An 11,605-nucleotide genomic window follows, 5' to 3' on the forward strand; every position below is an offset into this window, starting at 1 on the left:
TGAAAACTGAGTTCATTTGCTTAGTCGAGTTTACAAAAACATTATGAAATTATAATTTAAAGTATTATGGCTTACGTAATTGGTAACGACTGCATCGCATGCGGTACATGTATTGATGAGTGTCCGGCAGGCGCAATTTCAGAAGGTGATATCTACTCAATCAACCCTGAAGCTTGCACAGAATGTGGCACATGTGCTGATGTTTGCCCTAATGAGGCAATCAGTCTTCCCGAATAAGGAGAGAGAAATAAAGCATAAAGAAACGGCATACTGCAACCTTGCAGCATGTCGTTTTTTTTCATGTTTTCTGTCAGAAAAGCATTCAACCTCCCTGCAAGCGAATAATATGTTAATCTTTTTCAAGGATGTTTACAATTGCTTTCGCAGGGCCAGCGTATTTGAAATAAAACGCAACCTCGTTCCAAATACGCGAGTTTTGAGCGCTTTTAATAATCTGCTGACTATCAAACAGTTGTGTGATTTGATACTTTTCAAATCATTTATTGATGTCAAAAATGCGCGTGATTTGCGTCAAATTACGTTGCAATCTGCATCAAGTTACAGCGTCATCTGACTTTAGAAGCAGTGTGTTCTGCATCAAATCACGGCATAAGATGACCGGAATTGCAGACTAAGTGGATGAAAATGGAGTCATAAAACTTACTAAATGGCTTTGCAAACACAATGAAACCGTCTTTCTTTTTCTATTTGGTGGAGCCATCATGTGTTAAAAATCGGATAACAAACTTTACAAAAACAGCGTGTAACACTAATTACATTCTGCTGCATTATCGATGATGCAGGAATGCCAAACGCAATCACAGGAAACTGAATTCGCAAACGTTTACGTAGAAAAAGGCATAGATTGACACCGCTTTTCCTCGCTGATATGCTGATAAAGATGTATATTTGCAGCAACAATCTACCAAACTATACCTTATAAAATGATGAAAATCAAAAACTGTTTGAGTGTGATGATGCTCTGCATGTTCAGTGCTTTCGGCCTGCAAGCAGCATGGGCACAGGCTCCCGCTTTCCCCGGAGCAGAAGGCCACGGACGTTATGTTACGGGCGGCCGAGGCGGAGAAATCATCCATGTTACTAATCTCAACAATGCCGGAACGGGTTCACTTCGTGCCGCAGTAAGCGGAAACAAGAAGAAAACCATAGTCTTTGATGTGGGCGGAGTCATTCCTTTGGCCTCCGATCTCAACATCGGTCAGAACACAACTATCCTCGGACAGACAGCCCCCTACCCTGGAATTACAATCCGATATTATACAGTTCGCCCGGGTTCAAACAACATCATACGCTTCATTCGCTTTCGCCGTGGACAGGAACGAGACGTGAACGACGGTGCCGATGCCATTTGGAACAACCACCTCACAGGTGTCATCATCGACCATTGCTCGATGAGTTGGAGCATTGACGAACTCGCTTCGTTCTACGACAACAATAACTTCACGATGCAATGGTGCATGCTCGGCGAGGCTTTGACCAATGCCGGACATGACAAGGGAGCGCATGGTTACGGCGGCATCTGGGGCGGAAAGTTGGCCAGTTTCCACCATAATTATATAGGAAGTGTAGACAACCGGGCACCTCGTTTCAATGGAGCACGCTACCGTTGGAACGGATATACGGATAATCTTCAATACGCTTCACACCGCTGGAGCAATACAGTGATGGCTGAAAATGTAGACTTTCGCAACTGCGTTCTCTATAACTGGGGAAGCGGAAATGGCTGTTATGGTGGGCCAGGTGGCGGTCAAATCAACATCATCAACAACTATTATAAGGCCGGCCCTGCTACAAAAAACACGAAAAGAGTAACCGAAATCAGCGTCGGTTCTAATGGAAATTCAACCGAAGGCGACATGATTGGCATGACAAGCCGTTACTTCATTCAGGGAAACTACGTTGAAGCAGCAGGCCCACAAGCACAGAATTACGACTGGAAAGGCGTTGCTTTCGACAATGGGGTGCAGACGATTGACGCGCAACCCTACACGCTCGATGCCGGCAACTATTATCAAGACGCTGCCCACAAAACCTATAATGGGAAACCATATGTTGCCATCATGCTGACAACACCTATTACGACAGGCGCTGTCACCACGCACAAAGCCACGAAAGCCTATGAGAAAGTGCTGGCCTTTGCAGGCGCTTCGCTCTTTCGCGACACGGTAGACGTGCGGTATAATCAGGAGGCTAACCATGGAACGGCTACTTATACAGGCAGTAAAACAGGCAGACCCGGCATTATAGATGTCGTGAAAGATGTTGACGGTTACACGGAGAAAAACTTCCCAACAGGTAAGCGATCGGCCGACTTCGACCGTGACAATGACGGGCTGCCCGATGCTTGGGAGCAGGCAAACGGACTCAATCCGAACGATGCTACCGATGCCCTTACAAGCTCGCTTGACCCGAAAGGCTATTACACTAACCTTGAAGTCTATGCCAACAGCTTGGTAGAAGACCTTGTGAAAAAGAAGAACCAAGATGCCGAAACGAGCGTCGATGAATATTATCCTGCCTGCAACAAGGCTGCGGGACTTGACTACTACAATGGTAGAACGGTGAAACTTGTCGACCCAAAAGACCCTTCCGGGCCGATTGTCGGCGTTGAAAAGACACTCTATTCAACTGATTTTTCTGACTGGACGAGTGCTAAAGCCTCTGCAACGGCAAGCACAGTAAGCCTCCAGACACGTTATAGTCATGAGGAATTAAACTTCACTCTCATTGATACAGAGGTCAGTTCGACCAACAAGAACACTGCTAAATTCCCGAAATGGACAGGTGGTTATCTCATGGCTTCAAAGACTCCGACGCCTATGGTGACCACTTCTGCATTGAAAAACATCACGAAAGTGCATTTCAAACACGGTGCAACGGGAAGCAAACGTGGCTGGAAACTCGAAGCAAAAGGTAGCGGAGACAAGGATTGGGTCACGCTGAGCAGTAGTGAAGCCAACCCTTCATCAGGTGCCGATGTAGATGTAGAGGTGAACAAAATCAATTGTTGTTTGCGCTTCACCAACCTCACGACAAATCAGAATGCCTATCTCTTTGAACTCGCTATCTATGGCAAAGTAGATCAGAGTTCAACGCCAGTTCTGGCATCGTTCAAAGCCAACGGCAAGGTATATCAGGCTGCTACACTGTTCAAAGAGCAAGCCGACGGCAGCCAAAGAGCCACGATTGAACTCTCGAAAACGCAGTCCATGATTGGCGAAAGCAATCCGCTGACCGATGTTATTGCCGAGAACGGCACGATAGAACATATTGCCTATGCAACAACAGACAAGGGATGTCGCGTCACAATAAAGGTCAGCGCGGAGGGTAAGAACATGAACTATGTGGTTGATTTTATCTGGAAATCAAACATCACGCTTACTTATTACAACACCGACGGCAGTGTTATTGGGAAACAACAGATAGAGAAAGATGCCCCTATCACAGCCTTTTCATATCATGCTTCAAATGTAACCGTGGGCAAAGGAAAGGTGTTTCGTGGCTGGTTTGCTGCTGCATCAGGCGCTCACAACCGTAAGATGAGCATAAATGACAAGGTTAGTTCAAACACTGCTCTCTATGCTGTTGCCACGGAAAAAGAAGTTCAAAGCACCAGCAAACGATACATCTTTGACCTCACCGATAGCTATTTCTACGATGAAGATCACGAAGCTTTCAACAGCAAAGGCCCTGCAAAGCATCATGACGGGCAGCATGGTTGGGCCTTTGGAGCATCAGATGATGTTGAATTATTAGTGGGTGGAGACGCTTACATCTTTCTGAAAGGCTGCATTTATTCATCGGGTAATCTCATCATTAAAGACAGTAAAGGAAAGCAATTGGCATCACTGCCGGCAAAAGCTGCCACAGACGGTGCTGTCATCAGCTATGAATATCAAGGCAATGCAGATGTACTTCATCTGTGTTTTGACAATAACGTCTACCTCCATGCTATCACTATTGCAAACACCAAGACTAATCCTGTCGTACAGAATGAGGCGGGATATTATGTCGTTAAGGCCGGAGATGCAGCAAGTTTGCTGAATACTTTACTCATTGCCAATGCCAAAGCAGGCAGTCACCGCACTAAGATTTTCATTCCAAATGGGGTTTATGACCTCGGCGAAACGGTGCTTACACCTATCAACGGCAATAACATTTCGCTCATAGGTGCCAGTGCTGAAAAGACGATCATCCGTAACAAACCATGCGTCGCCAATGAAGGCATTGCCACAACTGCCACATTTCTCATCACGGGAAACAACACTTACTTTCAGGATCTGACCATAGAGAATGCACTTGACTACTATAGCAGCGGTGCAGCCGGACGTGCTGTCACCATTCAAGACAAGGGAAACCGCACCATTTGCAAACATGTAAATCTGCGCTCATATCAGGATACTTATTACAGCAATGGCAACGGACAGTATTACTTCGAGGGTGGAGAGATTCACGGAACTGTGGATTATGTCTGCGGAAGTGGCGATGTTTTCTTCAATAAAGTGAACTTCATGAACGAACCACGCAGCCTGAACAATGGCGGAACCGACGTCATTGCAGCCCCCTACCCTGCTGAAAACAACCATTTTGGCTACGTGATGCGCGACTGCAAAATCACCAATCTGAACAGAGAAGGCTACTCACTTGGCCGCAGCTGGGGAGGCAAATCGAAACTTGCCTGGATAGGAACAACGATGAATGAACAGCCCCTCAATGAAGGCAACAGCATCAAACGCTTCACGCTCAACGGTATGAACATTGCCGCTTATCAGTTCAAGGAGTACGCCTCTAAAGACGAACAAGGTAACATTCTGACACCACAGAAGAATGTTGTAACCTTCACTCACAGCACAGGGAACTACACTTACAACACTACAATGAGTGCAGATTCAGCGGCATTGTTCACACTTGACAAGGTGTTTCCCGACTGGCAACCGGCCGACCTGACTGCACAGGCGACCTCACCTGATGTGAAACTGAATGGGAAAACACTGTCGTGGACAGCTTCTTCAACGGTAGCACCCAACCCATGGTATGCTGTTTTCAAAGACAATGAACTCCTCACAATCACCCAATCACTGCAATATACGCTCAAAGATGTAGCGAACGGGGCAATCTATTCTGTGCGGACAGCCAACGCCATGGGTGGTTTCAGTGAACCAACTTCATCATCTGGCACCACCAATCTGCGCAACCTGTCAGTCAATGACAAAGAAGTCGTCCGCACCAACTACTTTCGTCCCGATGGAACGGCATGCAATGCGCAGACTCAAGGCATGGTAGTCGTTGTGCAAGCCTTTGCCGATGGGAGCGTGAAAGCCTGCAAAAGGATTGTAAGATAAACATCAAAGAGAAGATAACACCGATAAAACAAATCATCAGAAAGGCCTTGCGCATTCCTTGCAGCAAGGCCTTTTGTGAAGAAATCAGCATGGACAAACGCCTCTTCGATAACGCTTTTTAACCTACATATCTTCCTAAGAACTAAAGAAAATGCCTATATTTGCAGCGTAAGACCTTATGGATAACGGCGTATAACGCATAGACAAAAACAAAGGAAACGTAAAAGAGAGTTATAAAAAAGCACCGGTCCGCATTCAAACAACAAAGCGGAAAGTGCATCATCAATAATAAATTACATAACAGAAAGCAACATGAAGAAACTATTATTCACGTTGACGCTCATGCTAATAAGCGTTGGAGCGTTTGCCCAAGCCAAGACTATTGAGCTGGGTGCAAGGTTGAATTACGCCACCGAACAGCCTCACTTGGGCTTCGGAGCAATTGCACGATACAACATCGACAATCATTTCAGACCGGAGTTCACTGCTAATTTCTATCCGAAGAGCGACAACAAAGTCAGTGCATGGGATGTAAACATGAACTTACATTACCTCTTTCACATCACCAATCGGTTCAAAGTATATCCTCTCGGCGGTATGACTATCGTCGGAGCTGACTATGACGGCCCCGGCGCGAGCGTCAGTTCAACCAAAGCCGGCCTTAATCTTGGAGGCGGTGTACAGTTAAATATCGCCCCCAACCTGCATTTCAATGCTGAAACCTACTATCAGTTTGTTTCTGATATTGACCGTGGTGTGATGGATGTCAGCTTGGTTTACGTGTTCTAAACAACCACTGAAACGATACAGTTACAGGCAACCTATTTGCAAATTAAACGCAAACCGAATCTGCCTTAACCTTTAGAAGACATTGAACTTAACATAGGGAAGACGCTCTTGAAAGTCTTCCCTATGTTATATCTCCCCGCAGAAAGTCTGGCAAGAAACACTGAATGTTTGGAAAAACAATGTCAGGAAACTTCGCAATAAAACCGTTCTTTTTTCCTTTCCAAATAGATACAGAAATGCTTTCTTCCACGATGATGCAGCCCCTTTTCATGGTTTTAGCGTGCTCATTTGCAGCCCATTACATTGTAACTTGCGTCATTAAGCATCGCTATTTGCATCAAATCAGCACGTAAAATGACTTGAATGAGCCACTGAAATGGTGCAAATCACTTCGTTTTTTCATGTAAAGAGAAGCATTAAAACGACTTTATCTCCATAATCACCTGACTTACAACACTTTACAAAACAGCCTGAAAACTCGCATTTTCAGAGCGAGATTGACTTTCAAGAAAACTGTGCAAATCTCATGAAGCAATTTGTAAATAATTGTGTCTTGTTTTCTCTTGCATGGAGAATACATTGTTGATATGATTCAATGTGGCTTTGCAAAGCACCCATATTAATATAATAAGGTGAACAATTCCATTGTCAACAGCGCACAACTTAAAACAAAGGGCCATTTAGTTAAATAGTATTTATTTTCCAATGGAAATTTGTTTGTTCGGAAATTAATCTCTATATTTGCAATGTTTTCCAATGGAAACAAAAGTAAAACAAGTATTCACCCCTAATGAGGAAATATGAAAAGAAAGATAATCTTCATGGCCTTGGCTGCTACAATCGGCCTGAGTGCATGCTCACAAAACAAGAGTGGCAAGACGCCTACAGAGACAAAGCAAAATAATCAAAAACAAGTAAAGGAGAAAAAGATGAAAGTAACAGAGCTGACAGCAGATGTATTTAAGAAGCAAGTGATGGACTATGAGAAGCATCCTAACGAGTGGGTGTTCGAAGGTGAACGTCCTGCGGTGATTGATTTCTATGCCACCTGGTGTGGTCCCTGCAAGGCAACGGCCCCGGTGATAGACGAACTTGCAGGCGTATATGACGGCAAAGTAGATTTCTATAAGGTTGATGTTGACAAACAGGAAGAACTTGCAGCCCTCTTCGGTGTACGTAGTATTCCAACGCTTCTCTTTGTGCCAAAGACCGGGAAACCCAACATGCAGGTGGGTGCAATGAACCGCCAACAGTTGGAAGATGCAATTAAAAGCACATTGCTCAAATAAAAAATGAATGCTGATGGACAGGGAATGTATTTGTAAAATCAGAGACATTTACCGTAATATAGCTGCTTTTGAAGCTCAACTTCAAAGGCAGCTACACTTGAATATGAATGATGCCATGCTGCTATGTATCGTTGCAGAGCATGAGAACATCAGTTCGGGAGAGCTTGCCGACGAGCTGCAACTCACGCCGTCAAACGCATCAAAGGTGATTGCCTCTTTGGAAAACCGAAATCTTATCAAGCGAAAGACATGTAAAGAAGACAAGCGTTGCATGCGCTTTGCTATCACCAAGGATGGAAAAGAGCTGTTGGAACACTTCACATGCGACTCACTTCAACTGCCCGAACAGCTGCAAAGTCTGACAATATAAACTATATTACATAAATCAATGAACATGAAGAAAGAAAAGAATATCAGGGAAACAACGTTGTCATCAGAGTGTACAACCATCATTGTCGGCGACCAGATGAGCACTGACGGCTCACGTTATCTGTGCCGTTCGAGCGATTTTGATGCGATGATGGCTATCAACTATGAGTTTCATGAAAACACAACTGACGGGCCAACTGAGTTTGTAGCCAAGGACAGTGGCTTCAGATGCCCACTTCCCAAGACTGCTCTGGGCTATACAGCTCTGCCGGATTACCAGTTCCCGGGCGAATGGGGAAGTGCCGGTTTCAATACAGTTGGCGTGGGAATGAGTTCGACAGAGACTATCTTCAGCAGCCAAAAGGCACTTGAATACGACCCTTATGTGAAAGATGGACTGGCAGAAAACTGCACGTATAACATCGTCTTGCCTTACATTCACACAGCACGTGAAGGTGTGGAACGCCTTGGGAAACTGATTGAAGAATATGGTTCGGCCGAAGGTTTCGGTATCGGTTTCATTGATGATAACGAGATTTGGTATCTTGAAAACGCATGCGGTCATCACTGGCTTGCTTGCAAAATGCCTCGCGACCAATATTTCGTTACAGGCAATCAAAGCCGTTTCCGCGACTTTGATCCCAACGACAAAGAAAACTATTTGGCTTCAGATGACTTGATTTCCTTTGCTGAAAAGAACGGACTTTACGACCCGAAGCAAGGCAAGTTCGATTTCCATGAAGCCTATTCACACGACTGTAAGGATGCCGATCGTGATGATTTCACGTATAACTACCCCCGTGTGTGGGGCATTCAGAAGCTGCTTTCGCCCTCTGTCAAGAACGATGTGAGCCGCAATACGTTCCCCGTTTTCGCCAAAGCTGACGAGAAAATAAGTCTTCAAACATTGCGTAAAGCTTTCCGCTTTCACTATGATGGCACCGCACACGACCCCTACTTGCACAACAACGGCAAGGAACCTTATCGTCCGGTTTCTATCTTCCGCACGACACAGACACACATCATTCAAGTGCGTCCAAACCTTCCACAGAGCATCGGACACATCACTTATGTGGCTCTCGGCATGGCAGATTTAGGCGTATTTCTACCGCTCTATCAAGGCGTAAAGCGTGTTCCTGAAGCCTATACCCGCGGTAGAGGGAAAGCAGATCATGAGTCGGCATACTGGAAGTTCCGTAAGGTGATGACCTTAGGAATGGTCAATTACAATGCTTATGCACCAATCATCAAAGACCGTTATGCACAGTTGGAGATTGAAAATGACCGTTTGCAACATGATTTCGAAGCCCAGTATCTCGTTGTTTACAAAGACAATCCACAGCGAGCTAACACGATGTTGCAGCAATTCTCAGACCGATTGCTTCATCGCGCGCTTGATGTGGCCGACCATCTGCTCAATGAACTATTCACTCAAATGACTTTCGACACACAGAATGAATACCTGTTTCACGGAGCATAGAAAGGGAAAAAGTCAAGAAAGTAAAAGAGGGAAAAGATTTGTTTTCCGGCATTTTGCATGAAAAAAGTACATATAAAATATGAAAAGCGGAAAAATGCAGCGATAACGTTATCAATCAAAGACTTAAAAGGACTTTTGGAAGCAGCATAATGCCAACCGTGTACGGTCTTTATGCCAAACTATGACAGCGTTCCGTCTCCTATTCGTAACCCCTGCAAGGGTAATGATGAACAGGTGGAAAATCAAGGAAATTCGCTCTGGAAGAGTTAGTTAGGCTGAAAATTCCTACCCGTCGGTTTCTTATTCCGCGTTCCCCTCGATTTGCTTAGTGGACAACCGCTCCACAGTAAATAATTTTGCAAACGAAAGGAACAAAAGCAATGAGAAGTACATTTTCAGTCATCTTCTATTTGAAGAAAGACAAGGTAAGGAAAGACGGCACGTCACCCATCATGGGACGTATCACCGTGGACGGCACGCAGGCTCAGTTCAGCTGCAAGCTCTCCATCGAGCCGAACCTCTGGGGTGTCAAGGGTGGTCGTGCGGTTGGTAAAAGTGTAACGGCACGGGAGACCAACCGCACGCTCGACAAGCTCCGTGCAGCCATCACAAGGCATTATCAGGAAATCATGGAGCGCGACAGTTTTGTCACAGCCGAGAAAGTCAGGAATACATTTCTTGGTTTGGAATACCGCCGACAGACACTTATAAAGGCTTATGACCTCTTCTTGGAAGACTATGCCAAGAAAGTCGATTGTTGCATGAAAGCAAAGAGCACGCTGTACAAATACAATGCCGTGTATGACCACCTGAAAGATTTTCTGCAATCGCATTATCATGTAAGCGACATCGCTCTGAAAGAAATCCTACCTACATTCATTACGGATTTCGAGGCTTATCTGCGTGCAGACTGCCGGCTGAGACCCAACACCGTATGGCTCTATACTTTCCCTGTCCGCATGCTGCTGCATAAAGCTGTGGAGAACGGCTGGCTGATGCGCTATCCTTTTGCAGGTTATGAGATACACAAGGAGGAAACAGAAAAGGGATTCCTTACCAAGGAGGAACTCGGACAACTTATCAACGCCCCGAAGATGAACTTCAAGCGGACATTCATCCGCGATCTGTTCCTCTTCTGTGCTTTCACGGGATTGGCTTACATAGATCTGAAGAATCTTCGTGAGGAGAACATCGTGTCCAACCCGCTTGACAGCAGCATATGGATACACACCTATCGGCAGAAGACCGGTGTGGAAACGAATGTACGTCTACTCGACATTCCCCTTCAAATCATGAAGAAGTACAAAGGCCTGTGCGATGACGGGCGCGTCTTTCCCGTCCCGGCCTATAATTCCTGCAAAGAAATACTGCGCACCGTCATAAAGATATGCGGTATCAGTAAACACGTGACTTGGCACATGGCACGATATACGATGGCAACGGTGGTATGCCTTTCAAACGGCATGCCTATCGAGTCCGTCAGTAGCGTATTGGGGCATAAGTGTATCTTCCAGCACACAGATATACGCCAAGATTACCAACGAGAAACTGAACAAGGAAATGAATGTGCTGTCGGAAAAGTTGGCCGACATCGGTGAATTTATCACCTCAGAGACTTTTGCATCAACTACAACACAAAGTGGGATAATATAAAAAGGAGGAACGATGAAACGACGAGATATCATCTATTTAAATGAGAACAATTTTTGTATCACCGGTTCCGACACTTGGATGAGCAAGTGGGAACTGGTGGAACTCTTCTACGCAACAAGAGGTGAGATACGTGCAGCCTCCTTACTGCTCTATATTAACAACAGATTAGAATGCTGAATCGATAAGAATAGCGACACACTACAGCACAGCGGCAACTATCCCTTTTTCCGCTTAGGCGGGAAAATCCTTTACAGGGAAAGCGACCTGCAAAAACTGCTTGGGGAACGTTGCCACATCCGATCTGACAATTCTGGTATAAGTTCACCAAAATTATGAATATGGAAGTAATCACAATGGAAAGCATCGTCTATCAGCAGCTGATAGACCGCATCGAAAGTATTGCCTCTCATATTGAAAGACAGGAGGCAACCCGAACCATGTAAGGAATTCCCGACACCCTACTCAATACCCGTGAGGCGGCGGAAGTTCTGCATATCAGTACCCGAACCCAGCAACACCTGCGCTGCGAGAAGCGTATCGACTTCGTCATCCTGCGCGGCAAGTATCTCTATTCCGCCCATGAAGTCGGACATATGATCGATGAGGGATATCTCAAGGGGTATCCCGTCACTATCGAGGGACTACGACAACACTTCAATCTA

At 45.4% G+C, this 11,605-nt stretch carries 8 protein-coding genes and 1 pseudogene; 8 read left to right on the forward strand and 1 reads right to left on the reverse strand.

Going from position 1 to position 11,605, the window contains the following annotated elements; genetic code table 11:
• Window positions 1-66: 66 nt before the first annotated feature.
• The 8 genes and pseudogenes from EL210_RS11335 to EL210_RS14070 all read left to right on the forward strand — a co-directional run bounded on the left by EL210_RS11335 (window position 67) and on the right by EL210_RS14070 (window position 11,120).
• Entirely contained in the window at window positions 67-237 is a 171-nt protein-coding gene (locus EL210_RS11335) for a 4Fe-4S binding protein (RefSeq protein ID WP_004377051.1), read from the forward strand.
• A 707-nt stretch (window positions 238-944) separates the two neighbouring features.
• Complete coding sequence (locus EL210_RS11345) at window positions 945-5,363, forward strand: pectinesterase family protein (protein ID WP_018919660.1); 4,419 nt, start codon at window positions 945-947, stop codon at window positions 5,361-5,363.
• 312 nt (window positions 5,364-5,675) lie between these two features.
• Complete coding sequence (locus EL210_RS11350) at window positions 5,676-6,152, forward strand: porin family protein (protein ID WP_004371607.1); 477 nt, start codon at window positions 5,676-5,678, stop codon at window positions 6,150-6,152.
• Between the two features lie 800 nt (window positions 6,153-6,952).
• Complete coding sequence (gene trxA, locus EL210_RS11355) at window positions 6,953-7,441, forward strand: thioredoxin (RefSeq protein ID WP_004371609.1); 489 nt, start codon at window positions 6,953-6,955, stop codon at window positions 7,439-7,441.
• Window positions 7,442-7,454: 13 nt separating this feature from the next.
• Window positions 7,455-7,811, forward strand: coding sequence for a MarR family transcriptional regulator (locus tag EL210_RS11360; protein ID WP_004377045.1), 357 nt, complete (start codon window positions 7,455-7,457; stop codon window positions 7,809-7,811).
• An 18-nt stretch (window positions 7,812-7,829) separates the two neighbouring features.
• Window positions 7,830-9,290, forward strand: a complete 1,461-nt coding sequence (locus EL210_RS11365; protein WP_018919662.1) for a C69 family dipeptidase — start codon at window positions 7,830-7,832, stop codon at window positions 9,288-9,290.
• A gap of 380 nt (window positions 9,291-9,670) precedes the next feature.
• Window positions 9,671-10,943: pseudogene (locus tag EL210_RS11370) on the forward strand (site-specific integrase).
• A 12-nt stretch (window positions 10,944-10,955) separates the two neighbouring features.
• Complete coding sequence (locus tag EL210_RS14070; protein ID WP_154649970.1) at window positions 10,956-11,120, forward strand: hypothetical protein; 165 nt, start codon at window positions 10,956-10,958, stop codon at window positions 11,118-11,120.
• Window positions 11,121-11,401: 281 nt separating this feature from the next.
• On the opposite strand, the gene EL210_RS13915 is transcribed toward EL210_RS14070, so the two are convergent.
• Window positions 11,402-11,536 carry a hypothetical protein gene (locus EL210_RS13915; RefSeq protein ID WP_018919665.1) on the reverse strand — a complete coding sequence of 45 codons (135 nt, stop codon included), beginning with the start codon at window positions 11,534-11,536 and terminating at the stop codon, window positions 11,402-11,404.
• Window positions 11,537-11,605: the final 69 nt, after the last annotated feature.

Source organism: Segatella oris (assembly GCF_900637655.1).
In the GTDB taxonomy this organism is placed as follows: Bacteria; Bacteroidota; Bacteroidia; order Bacteroidales; family Bacteroidaceae; genus Prevotella; species Prevotella oris.